Here is a 13,319-nt window from a genome sequence, read left to right as displayed (position 1 = left end):
GGATCATGGAATTAACGCGGGCGGCTTGTCATTTGGTGGACTGCGCTTCACTTGTCCACCCTCTGCGCGCATGCGAGATGTCAGCGTCATCATCAACGCTATAATTGTTGACTTTAGCTCCCGGTGAGGCAGTTGCCTCTGTTGTTGCAGCAGGTGGGGCATAACCGCTGAGGATGTTTTCTAGGCTGTCCATCATTTTTGCGATTGAGAAGTGGTCACGGACACGGTCCCTCGCGGCATGAGCCATGGCTTGCCTTAATAATTGGCTCGTGCTCAGGTCGACGATATGCTGTGCGATTTGGTCGACATCTCCGACTCTTGACAACAAGCCAGTTTTTCCGTCTTGTACAACCTCGCTGGTGCCGAATGGGCAATTGGTTGCAATGGCTGGTAGCCCCAAGGCTTGCGCTTCGAGAAGCGAGTTGCTCAAACCTTCGTAGTCACTGGTCAACAAAAAAACGTTCGCGCCGCCCAAATACGGATACGGATCATCGCAAAAGCCCTGCCAGGTAACGGCGCTCGCGATTCCCAGGTGATGGGCGAGTTGCTGCAGCGGCTGCGCCAGTTCGCCCTCGCCGAGGACATGCAAGTGTACGTCGACCTGCTGCCGGGCTTTGGCGACTGCGCGCAACATGACGTCGAATCGCTTTTGCGGATGCAGGCGGCCGACGGCGATCAAATGAACGGCGCGCTCCGGCATGAGGGAAACGGGTTGTGCAGCGCGTGCGGCAAGGGCTTTCGTGTCAATGGCGTTGTAGAGGACCTGTGTGCGCCCCCGTGCGAAAGCGTGTGAGCGTTCGAACTCCTCGGCCAGACCTCGGCAGACAGCCACGAGCCTATCTGCCCGTTTGTAGCTTATGCGGGCCCAATGGCCATAGAGCCCAATCTCGCGACCTGCCGGGTTATTGGCGATTCGTGCGATCCACACCGGCTTGTGGCGAGTCCAGCGGAGCGTTTCGGCGGCGAAAACATTCGGTACGGACCATGCGCTGAGGAGCACTGCAGGTTGGACGGCGTCGATCCAGCGAGCGAGCCGCAGGACGGCGCGCGGGTTGTGCCAAGGCTTGTATTTGCCGAGCACCCGGACGGTCACGTCGTCCGGAATATCGTAGCTGATGGTGTCGCGATACATCGCGAGGTAGGGCTTGAATCTCGCCCGGTCGAGATGTGTGACGACGTTGGCGACGAACCGTTCTGCGCCGCCGGTGGAGAGGCTGCCGACGAGGAACATCACCGGCAAAGGCTCGGCGGTGCTGTGGATGCTCGCCGGCATCAGCCCGTTGCCCTCAGGGTTTCTGCGTTGGCGTTGCCTTTGTCTTCCAGCAGTCGCGCCGCCAGGTCGATGTAGTCTCGCACCATGCGGTCTAGGGAGAAACGCTTGAGGGCGGTTTCGCGGGCAGCTTGGACCATGCTCGACCAGAGGGCCCTGTCGGCGGCGAGCCGACGGGCAGCGGCCGCGAAGGCGTCGGCGTCGTCCAGCGGGCAGAGTATGCCGGTGCGCACATGATCCACGGCTTCGGGAAGGGATGATGTGTCGGCGGCAATGACCGGGGTGCCGCAAGCGAGGGACTCCATGACCGTGCGCGGGAGGCCTTCGAGTCGGCTCGGGAAGAGCAGGGCGTCGGCTTGGCGGTAGGCGGTTCTGACTTCGTCGAGGGAGAGTTGACCCAGGCAGTGCATGTTGGCCGGCAGTTGGTCGCGAGCGGCGGCGTCCCTACCGCTGGTGAATGCGAGCTCAAAGCCGTCGCCGAGCCGGTGCATGATATCCACCAACAAGTCTGCGCCCTTGCGACGGGTTAAGTTACCGATGAAGAGCATGCGAAAGGGCCTGCTGTTGCGGTTTTCTTGGCGTGCGTCATGCTCGGCAGGTTTGAAGTACGTGGTATCCACCGCGTTCAGAATGGTTTGGGGCTTGGGGACGCGTAAATACTCTGCCACGGCGCGGGCGGTGTAGTCGCTCACGGCGACGCAGCGATCCGCGGTGGCGATACTGCGGCGCAAGCAATGCTGCACCAAGGTATCGTGAAACAAGGATTGCGCGCGGCTCTTGTAGGGCTTGTAGGCCGGGTCTAGCACGAACAGGCGTTCCACTGTGATGTTGACGAGCTTCGGGCGGTGGAATGCGAATCCGTTCCAGGAGTTGCTGATGATGACGTCGGTGCCCGCGGGCGGCTTGGCTGTGCGCAGGAGCCAGGGTGCGTATTGGAGATGATGCGGGTAGCCCTCTGCAGTGGCTTCGTGACCGGCGCGGCGCAGACCCTCGGCGAGGAACTTGATAGACACATCTGAGCCGCTATTTCCGTGCGTGAAAGGTAGCCAGAATTTCATTGGGCCGGCAAATACCTGTAAAATCTTTCAGGTTAAAGTGAGCGAGGCGTCAGAATCATGATTAACGTCGGGATGACTGGATAGACAGCGGGTAGCATGAATCTTGGGGCACTGAGTGCCAAGCGCCTCGGTTTGGAGAGGTGTGGTTGTTCCAGGTCTCGCATGACGCTGATTGCGGCGAATGTTTGCTGGTGAAATCGAAAGCCCGTCTGGTGTAGCAGCCGTGTCAAGCTCCGATGTGACAATGGTCGGCAATCATAGAAGTTGCCGCGCCCACGGAGGCGCAGATAAATTGAGCTGAGCGGCGCTGGGAGCCAGCTGAGAAACAAAAGCTTATAATGCGGCTCGATGAATGCCCAGCGGTTGGGTACGGCGAGGTAGACATAGCCGTCGGGCTTGAGGACGCGGCGGATTTCTTGCAGGTGCTGTATCTGTGCTTCGCGCTCGCCGACGTGCTCGATGACGTGGTTGGTGATTACGATGTCGAACGTGTCGTCCTGGTACGGCAGGCGCGTGTCCTGGATTTGCTGGAATTCGTAGCCTTCTGTGACCTGGCGTTGGTCCATGACGTCGCAGGCGTGGACGCGGCCGGTTGGGCCCACGCGCTCGCTGAAATACTGGGCCATATAGCCGGAGCCGGTGCCGACCTCGAGGATCCTGGCGCCTTGTAATGAGCTGAAAGCGCTCAGCAGGAGCTCGATCTTACGTGCTTTTCGCAATCGGCTGGCGTGGCTCAGAATGGCGTGCGGGCGTCGCTGCACTGCATTGCTTCGCTTCAAGGGTGTGTGGGGTGTGGGCGGGATGCCCTGCGCGGGTGCTAGCGTAAACCTCTAGGGTATCTTGGGCAACGCGGCTCCAGGCGTAGTAGTTGGTGGTGGCTTCGCGGGCTGTGGCGGCGAAGGCTTGGCGCTGTTCCTGCGTCCAGGCCAGTAGGTGTCGCAGCTGTTGCGCCCAGGCTTGCGGTTGTAATGGGGGGGCTAGAAAGCCTGTCACTCCGTCGATGACGGCGTCTGTGATGCCCTCGAGGTCGGCGGCCACCAAGGGGGTGCCGCTGATGGCCGCCTCTAGGGCCGTGATGCCGAAGCCTTCGACATCGCCGCCGTCCGGGCTTGGTATGTTGGGCATGACGATGGCGGCGGCGCCTGCACGCAGCTGGCGGAGTTGCTCGTCGTCGACATAGCCCAGGCGCTCGACCTTGGGCGCGGCTGCCAGTGCTTTTTCTTCCTGCGGCGACCAGGTACTGCCGACGACTTTGAGGGAGACGTCCTGCGGTAGGTGCGGGAGGACCTGGGTGGCGAGCCAGGCCGCGCCCTTGCGGGGGACGAGGCGGCCGATGAACAACAGGTAGCGCGATGAGCCCTGTGCGAGCGATGGTTTTGGTGGCTGCTGCGGCGCGCGCACGCCGAGCGGTATGACGGCGCAGTTGTGAAAGCCGTAGCGCTCGGCGAGCTTGGCGGTGTTGTGGCTGTTGGCGATGACGCGGTCGATGCTGTGCTTGCGCGTCTGTGCCCAGCCGATGAATTTGCGGTAGAGCCAGGGCTTCCAACCGCGTCGCTCGCCGTAGACGAGGTCGAGCCCGTGCACGGTGATGACGCGCGCAATGTTAGGAGCGACATTGCTGTGGAGCCATGCCAGCGGGAAGAGCACGAAGTCGCCAAAGTGGACGACATCCCAGTGTTTGCCGGTGCGAGCGAGCTGGAGGGCGGTGCTGAGTAGGAATTTCAGCACAGCCGGCGGCCCGGGCGGGGAGCCGTCGGGGCGGCCGGGGAGGGCGAGAACCGTGAGCTGTAGGTGGCTCTGTAATTCTGCGCAGAGCTCTTTGCTGTAGGTCTCCATGCCGCCGACGGCCGGCGGCCATTTTCGGGTGACAAAGAGGACCTTGGTTGCGGGCGACAGCGTTGGTTGTTCGCCGTCTGGGCTGGTCATGCTGGGCCTGGCTTGTGGTGGCGGGCGTCTGGGCCGTGCGTGGCGATGGTGCGGGTGCGGGCTCGCTCCGTTTGGTGCGGGCCGATTAGCGTCTTCTCGCTGCGTGGGCGGATGACGGGGGTGCGCTGTGCGGCCAGGGCTGGGGGTTTGGGCATGTTCCTGGCTGCTGTGGTTTGTTTTGGCGGGTGGGCTGGGATTTGGCTGTGCTGGTTTTGGCGCGTGATGATGGCGGGCGTTTCCGGCGGCGTCTGCTCGCCGTTGTCGCCGGGGGTTTGGACCATGCGCTTCATGGTATGGGCTCACGCTGTCGAGGCTGGGAGTGGTCGACTGGCAGGGCGTGTGTGCGGGGCGGATTATACCTCAAGGGCGGGTGGCGCTGGTTTGGTGTGGTTTGTTGGAGCTGCTTCGTGGGCGCGCGGGAGGTGATGGCGGGCTGGCAGTGGCGGCGGGGTCCGCGGGTAGACGGAGGCTCGGTGCGTGATGTGGGAGCGGCATCCTTGCCGCGACGGGTGCTGGCTTAGGCTCTGGAAGTCGTCGCGGCAAGGATGCCGCTCCCACGGGGCGCGGTGTTCTGTGGGAGCGGCGTCTCGCCGCGATGGATGCTGGCTCATGGCTCTGGAAATCGTCGCGGCAAGGATGCCGCTCCCACGGCGCGGTGTTCTGTGGGAGCGGCGTCTCGCCGCGACGGGTGCTGGCTCATGGCTCTGGAAGTCGTCGCGGCAAGGATGCCGCTCCCACGGGTGGGGCACTGGACAAGTCGTGCTTCCCGCGGGCCTGGGCGTGCCTGGGTGGCGGTTGGGTGATGTCGGGTGGCGCGACAATCAGACGGCCGTGGTCAGCGCCGTATCGGACTTCGTTCCTCAGCCCGAGGTACGACTCGATCGACGGAGCTAAGCCGTGCTCGGGTCGTCGTGCGTATGGTCGGGGTTGTGGTCGGGCTCGTGCGGGTCGGCGGTCGGTCAGGTCGAGCGGAGTGCTTTGACGTCTGCTTCCGTTAAGCCGGAGGCGGTGGCGATCTGCTCGTCTGTGAGCAGGTTCATGGCGATGAGGTTGCGTGCCACTTCTTCGCGGCCTTGCCGCTTCGCATCGTTGAGCAGCGAGACCTCGTCGTGCAGAGCGCGCTCGCGCACGAAGGCGAGGCGGCGGGTTTCTTCATCGGCGTTGAGCTCGCGCGGAGGCATTCATCGCGCATTTCAACGCGCCAGAGCGCTTGTTGTTGCTCAGTCACTTCGAGCGGAGCGCTTTGACGTCTGCTTCTGTTAAGCCGGAGGCGGTGGCGATCTGCTCGTCGGTTAGGAGATTCATGGCGATGAGGTTGCGTGCGAATTCCTTGCGAGCTTCCTCGCGGGCTTCTTTGCGGCCCTTTTCAAGTCCTCTCCGCTCTGCATCGTTGAGCAGTGAGACCTCATCGTGCAAGGCGCGCTCGCGCACGAAGGCGAGGCGGCGCGTCTCTTCGTCGGCGCTGAGCTCGCGGAGGCGGTTCATGGCCTGTTGGACCGGCTCGTGGGTGAATTGGGCCATGAGGAGCTCCTCCTGCCAGTGTTTGAAGAAGGTGATCCAGGCGCGCAGCGGGCCGGACCTGGGGCCGAGGCGGTCTGCTCAAGTAGTGTGTGCATGGTCGGACGCGCCCTGCTGCGTAGTCAGGGCTTCCAGCCCTGATTGTGTCAGGCCAGGATGGCCTGACTACGCAGTCAGCAGCCACGGTGGTCGGGATCGTGGACAAGCTCGTGCGGGCTGGCGGTCAGTCAGGTCGATCGGAGCGCTTTGACCTCCGCTTCCGTTAAGCCGGAGGCGGTGGCGATCTGCTCGTCGGTGAGCAGGTTCATGGCGATGAGGTTGCGTGCGAATTCCTTGCGAGCTTCCTCGCGGGCTTCTTCGCGGCCCTCTTTGCGGCCTTCCTCTCGGCCTTCCCGCTTAGCCTCGTTCAAGAACGAGACCTCATCATGCAGGGCTCGCTCGCGCACGAAGGCCAGGCGGCGGGTTTCTTCGTCGGCGCTGAGCTCGCGGAGGCGGTCCATGGCCTGTTGGACCGGCTCGTGGGTGAATTGGGCCATGATGAGCTCCTCCTGCCAGTGTTTGAAGAAGGTGATCCAGGCGCGCAGCGGGCCGGACGTGAGACCGAGACGGTCGGCTTTCCTGAGCTCGACCAGGTTCATCTGCAGGATGTTGCCCAGCGACACGCTCGGCAGGCGTTCATCGCGCATCTCGAAGCGCCAGAGCGCTTGCTGTTGCTCAGTCACTTCGAGCGGAGCGCTTTGACCTCCGCTTCCGTTAAGCCGGCAGCGGTGGCGATCTGCTCGTCGGTGAGCAGGTTCATGGCGATGAGGTTGCGTGCGAATTCTTCGCGAGCTTCTTCGCGGCCTTGCCGCTTTGCGTCATTGAGCAGGGATACCTCGTCGTGCAGGGCGCGCTCGCGCACGAAGGCGAGGCGGCGGGTTTCTTCGTCGGCGCTGAGCTTGCGGAGGCGGTCCATGGCCTGTTGGACGGGCTCGTGGGTGGACTTGGCCATGATGAGCTCCTCCTGCCAGTGTTTGAAGAAGGTGATCCAGGCGCGCAGTGGTCCCGACGTGAGGCCGAGGCGGTCTGCTTTCGTGAGCTCGACCAGGTTCATCTGCAGGATGTTGCCCAGCGACACGCTCGGCAGGCGTTCATCGCGCATTTCGAAGCGCCAGAGCGCTTGCTGCCGCTCGGGCTCGGTGGCGGTGAACAGATCGAAGTCCAGCAGATGCAGCCCGACCGAGGCGCGCAGCTCCTGATAATCCTCGCCGGCGGTGAGCTGCCCGCCCAGGGTGCGCGCCAGGTAGAACAGCCCGCGCTTGTGCCAAGCGCCGTAGCGGCGGACCTGTACCTCGACATTGTAGCAGTGCCCGGCGGCGTCCTGAGCGAGGACATCGAGGACGATGTACTTGCCGGTGAGCTCGGTGGGCTCCACGGCGGGGTTGAGGATGTGCACCGAGGCGATGTCGGGGAGGTCTGGGCGCAGGTCGTTGATCAGGGCCACCAGCAGCGCGGGGGCCTCGGCGAACAGCCGCTTGAAGACATAGTCGTTGGTGGGGTCGAGTAATGCGGGCATGGTTGGCGGCGGCGGGAGTGGTGGAGTGCGCTGCGCCTGTGCACCCTTGTATCTTGCCGAGTTGCGAGGTGTTGCGGCAAGGATGGCGCTCCCACGGGGGCGCGGTGTTCTGTGGGAGCGGCGTCTCGCCGCGATGGATGCTGGCTCATGGCTCTGGAAGTCGTCGCGGCAGGGATGCCGCTCCCACAGCGCGGTGATCTGTGGGAGCGGTGTCTCGCCGCGACGGGTGCTGGCTGTGGCTCTGGAAGACGTCGCGGCAGGGATGCCGCTCCCACAGGGGCGCGTTGGTCTGTGGGAGCGGCATCCACGGCGCGGTGTTGGCTGTGGGAGCGGCGTCTCGCCGCGATGGGTGTTGGCTGTGGCGCTGGAAGTCGTCGTGGCAAGGATGCCGTTCCCACGGGCGCGGTGATCTGTGGGAGCGGCGTCTCGCCGCGATGGGTGCTGGTTGTGGCTCTGGAAGTCGTCGCGGCAAGGATGCCGCTCCCACAGCGCGGTGATCTGTGGGAGCGGCGTCTCGTCGCGATGGGTGCTGGCTGTGACTCTGGAAGTCGTCGCGGCAGGGATGCCGCTCCCACAGGGGCGCGCTGTAGCTGTGGGAGCGGCGTCTCGCCGCGATGGGTGCCGGGGTTCCTCGTGGTCACTCGTCGCCGAGGATGGCGGCCAGGTCCATCTCTAGCGCCTCGAACGGCGGTATATGGGATGGGCGCGCTGGCTGCCTTGCACTGTGGTGATCATGCGCCAGTCTTCGCCGTCCAGCGCGTAAGCGATCAGTGTCTTGTTCTCGGGCCAGATGATCCAGTAGTCGGGTACGCGGTGGCGGCTCAGTAACAGCGGTCTGGTCAGGATGTCCTTTTTCTCGTGGCCGGGGGAGACGACCTCGCAGGCCCAGTCGCCTTCGGGCTCTCCTCAGGCAAGGCTCGTATTTGGCCAGAAGGCTTCGTCCAGCAGTTGCTCCAGAGAGAACGGGCAGTTAGCCGGGAAGTGGCTTTCGCCCAGCCCCGTCTCTCCAGCGGCGAGCATCTTGGCGCTGAGATAACAGTCATTGAGTGCTTCTTTCAGGAGGGGCGTAAGGCTGGGGCTGTCGGCGAGTAAGGCGCTGAGCTGCTTGCGCTGTTCGCGAATGGTGCCGGTACAGCTCGGGCCTCGCTGCTCGGGTTGATACGCGTATTTCAGCAGATGCGCTAGCAATACCACGGTTCGGCTGCGTAGGGCACGCTTCTCGCGTTTCCCCATGTCCTCCAACTCCTCGGCCAAGTGCTGGACATCGAGCTGGTGCCACTTTCCTGCCCGCAACTGCTGCGCCTGGTCAGCAAACCACAGATAGTAGTCTTGGTCGTAGCCTGGATGATCGCTCATGTAGGATCTCGATCGCTGGCTCGCGGGCTCAGTCGGGATCATGCAAGCGTACGCCGATGCCGCCTTGCATGTCGATCGCCGCGCGGCAAGGATGGCGCTCCCACCGTGGCGATGGCTGTGGGAGCGGCGTCTCGCCGCGACTGACTCTGGCAGTGGCTCTGGAAGTTGTCGCGGCAAGGATGCCGCTCCCACGGGGCGCGTTGCTCTGTGGGAGCGGCGTCTCGCCGCGACGGATGCTGGCTCATGGCTCTGGAAGACGTCGCGGCAAGGATGCCGCTCCCACGGCGCGGTGTTCTGTGGGCGCGGCGTCTCGCCGCGACGGATGCTGGCTCATGGCTCTGGAAGTCGTCGCGGCAGGGATGCCGCTCCCACGGGGCGCGGTGGGCATTTGCGTAGCGCGGCGCTTCTACCGTGAAGGCACTCTCTGGCGTCAGGACTGAGGCTCGCGGATGGCGTCGGCCGATACGTGGCGCCAGACCGTGAGCATGTCTTCGACGCCAGTGATGAAGCGCGTCAGTGCAGCGGCCTTGAGGGAGGGCGCATCGATGTATTCATGGGCCAGCTGATTGCGGAGCTCGCGCAAGAGGCGCCACTGGTCCACACTGGGGATGGCGCCCAGGCGCTCCAGCCGTTGCAGCTTCTGAGCGAAGGGTGTCGCATCGAGAAAAGGCTCTTCGCTGAGGTCCAGTATGCCCGGGAGCACGCGCAGGCCCAAGGTGTCCTGCAGTTTGCCGAATCGATAAGCCAGTTGATCCAGTATTCGCAGTCTATCGCTGGTCAAATGCTGCACGGTTGCGGCGGTGAAGTGCGTTGCACCGATTTCCTCCCGTGCTTCCCTCAGCACTGCGGCATGGCGCTCGCATTCTTTCGGGGCGGCTTGAAGCGCTTGGGGGTCGTCACAGGCGGACACCTTGCCGGCAGGCCCGGTCGTAAATGGGCGGATAGGGGCCGGCGATTGCGGGCCTGATGACGAGGTCGATCTTCTCGTCTTCAAAATCGGGCGTGGCGTGGAGGTGGGCGAGCGCGCGCAGCTTGCGGTCGATGACCTCGGCGGGGTCGTCGAGATCTGTCTCGACATAGAAGTCGAAGTCGCCGCCACGGCGTTTGTCGTCGGTGCGGGAGCCGAACAGCCAGACCTGTGCATCGGCGCCGAAGTGATCGGTGACTGCCTGTTTGATCGCTTGGATTTGGGGCCTTGTCAGTCGCATTGAGCACTGGGGCGGACTGGGTGCTGGGAAGCTCTGAGCGTGTTGGAGGTGCCAATCGGCGTGGCCCGACCTAGGCGCGCCGGACTTGCGGGGGTGAGGTGGACTGCGCTGCGCTTGTCCACCCTACATCTTGCTTGAGCAGCCATCCGTACGGCCGGGGTTGTGGTGAAGGTCTGGCGCGGCGGTGATCGATCAGCTTGCTCGGAGTGCTTTGATCTGTGCTTCCGTTAAGCCGGTAGCGGTGGCGATCTGCTCATCGGTCAATAATTGCATTGCGATCAAATTGCGTGCTACCTCTCTACGGCCCTTTTCAAGTCCTCTCCGCTCTGCATCGTTGAGCAGTGAGACCTCGTCGTGCAGGGCGCGCGCGCGCACGAACGCGAGGCGGCGCGTCTCTTCGTCGGCGCTGAGCTCGCGGAGGCGGTCCATGGCCTGTTCGACCGGCTCGTGGGTGAATTGGGCCATGAGGAGCTCCTCCTGCCAGTGTTTGAAGAAGGTGATCCAGGCGCGCAGCGGGCCGGACGTGTGGCCGAGACGGTCTGCTTTCGTGAGCTCGACCAGGTTCATCTGCAGGATGTTGCCGAGGGAGATGCTCGGCAGGCGTTCATCGCGCATTTCATTGTAGCAGTGCCCGCTGGCGTCCTGAGCGAGGACATCGAGGACGATGTACTTGCCGGTGAGCTCGCTGGGGTCGACGGCGGGGTTGAGAATCTGCACTGCGGCGATGTCGGGGAGGTCGAGATGCAGATTGCTCTGGAAGTCTGTCGCGGCAGGGATGCCGCTCCCACAGCGTGCCGGCGCTGTGTGGGAGCGGCCTCTGGCCGTGATGGGTGTGGCGATGCTCTGGAGGCTCACCTCAAGGATCGTTGGTCGGCATCATGGCGTTTCGACGGGCATTCCGAGGCTGACCGCTGTTCCGCGCATGATCCGATCCAGGGTACAGACTGTCAGATTGCGTCGTTCGGCAATCGCGACATGTAGCGCGTCCCCCGCCCTTAAGCCTAACTGCCACTGGTCGCAGAGCGCCGCGGCACGCTGAAAATCGGCGTGGTCGAGTGTGATGATCGCGAGTTGGCTCTTTGCAAAGTCTCTGACCTTGGAAAGGACATCAATGTATGTCTGAATCATCGAGCATGCTCATGCGCCGTTTTACGCTCAAGGCGCTCGAAATCTCGGTGAGCGTCCAGTCGCTCACGGTGGTCGCATCGGACGCTTGCCGGTCGAGCCAGGACCAAGCGTCCGCCGTTTTCGCCTCGTTGAGGAACAGCGCGAGCAACACGCTGGTATCGACATAAGCCATCAATACCGTGCCTCGTCACGAAGGCGACGGATGAAGTCCGACGCATTCTCGGATTGTTCAGGTTGGGAAGTAACCCAGGCTCGCAGTGCGGCGCGAAATTGCTGAGCCGCCTCGGTCGGCATGTAGGATGGCGGCGATGCCGGAAGTTTCGCCTTCAGATACTCGGCAAAGTCGAGCAGTTCAGCGGCCTGTCTTTCGGGCAGGTTCTTCACGGTTTCGTAAATCTGGTCCGCGATGTTCATGGGGTCACCATTAGCTGTTAGGAGGTGCATGATGCCCTGTATTGTGTATGACAAAGCAGGCGTGCGGGGCAGCTTCCAGCGGGGTCTGGCGTTGGGTGAGTGGCTCCTTGCGGATTAGGATAGAAGTCGTCGTCCAAGGTTTCGAGCGCTGAGAACGGACACTGCGAGGTGAAGGTCTGGGTGTCCGGACCAGTTGCCCGAATCGGGAGGCGTCGTGCTTCGGGATAGGTCTCCCCCAAGCGCTCGGTGTGAGGCGTGTACGCGGTGGCGACTCAGCAGCAGCGGTAGGGTCAAGGTGTCCTTTTTCTCGTGGCCGGGGGAGACGACCTCGCAGAGCCAGTCGCCTTCGGGCTCTCCTCAGGCAAGGCTCGTATTTGGCCAGAAGGCTTCGTCCAGCAGATGCGCGAGCAATACCACGGTTCGGCTGCGTAGGGCACGCTTCTCGCGTTTCCCCATGTCCTCCAACTCCTCGGCCAAGTGCTGGACATCAAGCTGATGCCACTTTCCTGCCCGCAGGAGCTGCGCCTGGTCAGCGAACCACAGATAGTAGTCTTGGTCATAGCCTAGTGCTTTGCTATGAAAATCCCGAGACCGTCTGCAACTCAAGCCGCGAGCGGCTTGCCGGTATAGGTCCAGCGAAACGGCTTGGCCAGGGTGTTGTTGAAGTGGTCGATGAAGGTGGAGAGTTTGCGTTGGAGGTCCTCGACGGAGATGAAGTTACCGCGGCGGATGACTTTGCGCGCGAGGATGGAGAACCACATCTCGATCTGGTTGAGCCACGAGGCATGCTTGGGCGTGAAGTGGAAGACGATGCGGTGGCTGGTGTCGCACAGGAAGCGCGTGCGCGTGGCCATCGACTTGAGGACGCCGTGCTTGCCTTTGACGCCGAGGTCGCGGTCGATGCCGCAGGCCGCGGCGACCAAGCGCACGACGGCTTCCGAGCAGTGGATGTTGAGATTGTCCATGATCAGGTGCCAACGGGCGTCGTCGTCGCGCTGTGCGAGCAGTTCGGCCAAGTACTGCGCGAAGTCCTGCTCGGTGCGGCTCGGGCCGATGCGGTAGGTGACCGTGCCGGTGACGACATCGAATGCGGCGATCAGGGTCAGGGTACCGTGGCGGATGTACTCGTACTCGCGCCGCTCGGCCCGGCCGGGGCGCATCGGCAAGGTGGGCGCGGCGCGCTCCAGGGCCTGCACGCCGGTCATCTCGTCGATGCTGCGCGTCTCGATGCCGGCGGCGGCGCGTTCCGGCGCGAGCCGATAGGCGTCGCAGACGTCTTGGCATTTCTCGTCGAACTGCTCATCGCGCGGTGTGTTGAGCCAACCGCGGATGCGGTGCGGCTTGAGATCGGCCTCGCGCAGGAAACGCCCGACGGAGCCCGCCGAAATGCGCTCGGCGATGCCGCGGGACACGATCTCCGCGGCCAGCTCGGCCTGTGTCCAACGGTTCAGCTCAAGCCCGTCGCGCCGCGGCGGCTCGCATGCCAGCGCCAGGATCGAGCAGATCTGCTCGGGCGTGAAGGTCGGCGGCGTGCCGGGGCGCGGCGCATCAACCAAGCGCTCCAGCACCGACACCGAGCGTGCCCCGACGCTGCCCGCCCAACGCCGGCGCCAGCGCTGCACCGTTGCGCGCCCGAGCGACAGCCGGTCCGCGGTGGCGCGGACGCCGACGCCGTTAGCGCCCAGCAGGACAATCTGCGCGCGTGTCGCCAACACACGCGGCGCGTTGTGTCGGCGCACCAGCGCCTCCAACACCTGACGCTCCTGGTCCGAAACAGGCACGGAAGCCGCAGCGCAGCGGGGCATGGCAACAAACCTCTGATCATCGAAAATTCACGAGATCAGAATGATAACGAACATACCTCGAAACGGTCTCAGGACTTTCAT

General features: G+C 63.6%; 20 protein-coding genes and 1 pseudogene. All 21 read right to left on the bottom strand.

From position 1 onward, the window contains the following. Nucleotides 1-28 precede the first annotated feature (28 nt). Nucleotides 29-1,273, bottom strand: a complete 1,245-nt coding sequence (locus CKO31_RS14475) for a glycosyltransferase (protein ID WP_200238775.1) — start codon at nucleotides 1,271-1,273, stop codon at nucleotides 29-31. Then, on the bottom strand, nucleotides 1,273-2,283 hold the full coding sequence (locus CKO31_RS14470) for a glycosyltransferase family 4 protein (protein WP_322789147.1): 1,011 nt from the start codon (nucleotides 2,281-2,283) through the stop codon (nucleotides 1,273-1,275). Before CKO31_RS14470 ends, CKO31_RS14475 begins: the two co-directional genes overlap by 1 nt. Nucleotides 2,284-2,360: 77 nt before the next feature. After that, complete coding sequence (locus CKO31_RS14465) at nucleotides 2,361-3,047, bottom strand: class I SAM-dependent methyltransferase (RefSeq protein WP_200238770.1); 687 nt, start codon at nucleotides 3,045-3,047, stop codon at nucleotides 2,361-2,363. Then, a complete protein-coding gene (locus CKO31_RS14460) occupies nucleotides 3,031-4,254 on the bottom strand; it encodes a glycosyltransferase family 4 protein (RefSeq protein ID WP_200238767.1) in 1,224 nt (407 codons plus the stop codon). The genes CKO31_RS14465 and CKO31_RS14460 overlap by 17 nt, the downstream gene beginning before the upstream one ends. Then, on the bottom strand, nucleotides 4,251-4,409 hold the full coding sequence (locus tag CKO31_RS14455) for a hypothetical protein (protein ID WP_200238764.1): 159 nt from the start codon (nucleotides 4,407-4,409) through the stop codon (nucleotides 4,251-4,253). Before CKO31_RS14455 ends, CKO31_RS14460 begins: the two co-directional genes overlap by 4 nt. A gap of 804 nt (nucleotides 4,410-5,213) precedes the next feature. Next, entirely contained in the window at nucleotides 5,214-5,435 is a 222-nt protein-coding gene (locus CKO31_RS14450) for a hypothetical protein (protein ID WP_306341747.1), read from the bottom strand. A 43-nt stretch (nucleotides 5,436-5,478) separates the two neighbouring features. Continuing rightward, complete coding sequence (locus CKO31_RS14445) at nucleotides 5,479-5,775, bottom strand: hypothetical protein (protein WP_306341746.1); 297 nt, start codon at nucleotides 5,773-5,775, stop codon at nucleotides 5,479-5,481. A 224-nt stretch (nucleotides 5,776-5,999) separates the two neighbouring features. Beyond that, the gene (locus CKO31_RS14440) at nucleotides 6,000-6,494 is read right to left on the bottom strand and encodes a hypothetical protein (RefSeq protein WP_438874011.1); all 495 of its coding nucleotides are present in this window, start codon (nucleotides 6,492-6,494) and stop codon (nucleotides 6,000-6,002) included. After that, complete coding sequence (locus tag CKO31_RS14435; protein WP_200238762.1) at nucleotides 6,491-7,327, bottom strand: Rpn family recombination-promoting nuclease/putative transposase; 837 nt, start codon at nucleotides 7,325-7,327, stop codon at nucleotides 6,491-6,493. Before CKO31_RS14435 ends, CKO31_RS14440 begins: the two co-directional genes overlap by 4 nt. A gap of 672 nt (nucleotides 7,328-7,999) precedes the next feature. Beyond that, the gene (locus CKO31_RS26855) at nucleotides 8,000-8,158 is read right to left on the bottom strand and encodes a hypothetical protein (protein ID WP_242475388.1); all 159 of its coding nucleotides are present in this window, start codon (nucleotides 8,156-8,158) and stop codon (nucleotides 8,000-8,002) included. A gap of 75 nt (nucleotides 8,159-8,233) precedes the next feature. Continuing rightward, on the bottom strand, nucleotides 8,234-8,683 hold the full coding sequence (locus CKO31_RS14425; RefSeq protein ID WP_200238759.1) for a DUF29 domain-containing protein: 450 nt from the start codon (nucleotides 8,681-8,683) through the stop codon (nucleotides 8,234-8,236). Between the two features lie 430 nt (nucleotides 8,684-9,113). After that, nucleotides 9,114-9,527, bottom strand: coding sequence for a hypothetical protein (locus tag CKO31_RS14420; RefSeq protein WP_200238756.1), 414 nt, complete (start codon nucleotides 9,525-9,527; stop codon nucleotides 9,114-9,116). A 52-nt stretch (nucleotides 9,528-9,579) separates the two neighbouring features. Beyond that, complete coding sequence (locus CKO31_RS14415) at nucleotides 9,580-9,891, bottom strand: nucleotidyltransferase domain-containing protein (protein ID WP_200238754.1); 312 nt, start codon at nucleotides 9,889-9,891, stop codon at nucleotides 9,580-9,582. A gap of 192 nt (nucleotides 9,892-10,083) precedes the next feature. Beyond that, nucleotides 10,084-10,746 (bottom strand): hypothetical protein, encoded by a 663-nt coding sequence (locus CKO31_RS14410; protein WP_438874010.1) that lies wholly within the window; start codon nucleotides 10,744-10,746, stop codon nucleotides 10,084-10,086. A 21-nt stretch (nucleotides 10,747-10,767) separates the two neighbouring features. Next, nucleotides 10,768-11,019, bottom strand: a complete 252-nt coding sequence (locus tag CKO31_RS14405; RefSeq protein ID WP_200238751.1) for a PIN domain-containing protein — start codon at nucleotides 11,017-11,019, stop codon at nucleotides 10,768-10,770. Next, complete coding sequence (locus tag CKO31_RS14400) at nucleotides 11,000-11,191, bottom strand: PIN domain-containing protein (protein WP_200238749.1); 192 nt, start codon at nucleotides 11,189-11,191, stop codon at nucleotides 11,000-11,002. The genes CKO31_RS14405 and CKO31_RS14400 overlap by 20 nt, the downstream gene beginning before the upstream one ends. After that, nucleotides 11,191-11,433 (bottom strand): DUF2281 domain-containing protein, encoded by a 243-nt coding sequence (locus tag CKO31_RS14395; RefSeq protein WP_200238746.1) that lies wholly within the window; start codon nucleotides 11,431-11,433, stop codon nucleotides 11,191-11,193. The genes CKO31_RS14400 and CKO31_RS14395 overlap by 1 nt, the downstream gene beginning before the upstream one ends. A gap of 17 nt (nucleotides 11,434-11,450) precedes the next feature. Beyond that, on the bottom strand, nucleotides 11,451-11,672 hold the full coding sequence (locus tag CKO31_RS27670; RefSeq protein ID WP_200238744.1) for a hypothetical protein: 222 nt from the start codon (nucleotides 11,670-11,672) through the stop codon (nucleotides 11,451-11,453). A gap of 19 nt (nucleotides 11,673-11,691) precedes the next feature. Continuing rightward, a pseudogene (locus tag CKO31_RS27255) lies at nucleotides 11,692-11,775 on the bottom strand (Uma2 family endonuclease); the annotation flags it as partial. Between the two features lie 15 nt (nucleotides 11,776-11,790). Next, nucleotides 11,791-12,039, bottom strand: a complete 249-nt coding sequence (locus CKO31_RS27250; protein ID WP_200238741.1) for a DUF29 domain-containing protein — start codon at nucleotides 12,037-12,039, stop codon at nucleotides 11,791-11,793. Next, complete coding sequence (locus CKO31_RS14380; protein WP_200238739.1) at nucleotides 12,036-13,214, bottom strand: IS630 family transposase; 1,179 nt, start codon at nucleotides 13,212-13,214, stop codon at nucleotides 12,036-12,038. Before CKO31_RS14380 ends, CKO31_RS27250 begins: the two co-directional genes overlap by 4 nt. Nucleotides 13,215-13,319 lie beyond the last annotated feature (105 nt).

Origin of the sequence: Thiohalocapsa halophila, from assembly GCF_016583825.1 — a bacterium.
Taxonomy (GTDB): domain Bacteria; phylum Pseudomonadota; class Gammaproteobacteria; order Chromatiales; family Chromatiaceae; genus Thiohalocapsa; species Thiohalocapsa halophila.
This window is presented reverse-complemented; position numbering and strand designations above follow the sequence as displayed.

Bases quoted from the DNA above. Each gene is read 5' to 3' on its own strand.
- CKO31_RS14475 (WP_200238775.1), bottom strand. From the start codon at position 1,273: ATGCCGGCGAGCATCCACAGCACCGCCGAGCCTTTGCCGGTGATGTTC.
- CKO31_RS14460 (WP_200238767.1), bottom strand. From the start codon at position 4,254: ATGACCAGCCCAGACGGCGAACAACCAACGCTGTCGCCCGCAACCAAG.
- CKO31_RS14455 (WP_200238764.1), bottom strand. From the start codon at position 4,409: ATGCCCAAACCCCCAGCCCTGGCCGCACAGCGCACCCCCGTCATCCGC.
- CKO31_RS14450 (WP_306341747.1), bottom strand. From the start codon at position 5,435: ATGCCTCCGCGCGAGCTCAACGCCGATGAAGAAACCCGCCGCCTCGCC.
- CKO31_RS14445 (WP_306341746.1), bottom strand. From the start codon at position 5,775: ATGGCCCAATTCACCCACGAGCCGGTCCAACAGGCCATGAACCGCCTC.
- CKO31_RS14435 (WP_200238762.1), bottom strand. From the start codon at position 7,327: ATGCCCGCATTACTCGACCCCACCAACGACTATGTCTTCAAGCGGCTG.
- CKO31_RS14425 (WP_200238759.1), bottom strand. From the start codon at position 8,683: ATGAGCGATCATCCAGGCTACGACCAAGACTACTATCTGTGGTTTGCT.
- CKO31_RS14415 (WP_200238754.1), bottom strand. From the start codon at position 9,891: ATGCGACTGACAAGGCCCCAAATCCAAGCGATCAAACAGGCAGTCACC.
- CKO31_RS14405 (WP_200238751.1), bottom strand. From the start codon at position 11,019: ATGATTCAGACATACATTGATGTCCTTTCCAAGGTCAGAGACTTTGCA.
- CKO31_RS14400 (WP_200238749.1), bottom strand. From the start codon at position 11,191: ATGGCTTATGTCGATACCAGCGTGTTGCTCGCGCTGTTCCTCAACGAG.
- CKO31_RS14395 (WP_200238746.1), bottom strand. From the start codon at position 11,433: ATGAACATCGCGGACCAGATTTACGAAACCGTGAAGAACCTGCCCGAA.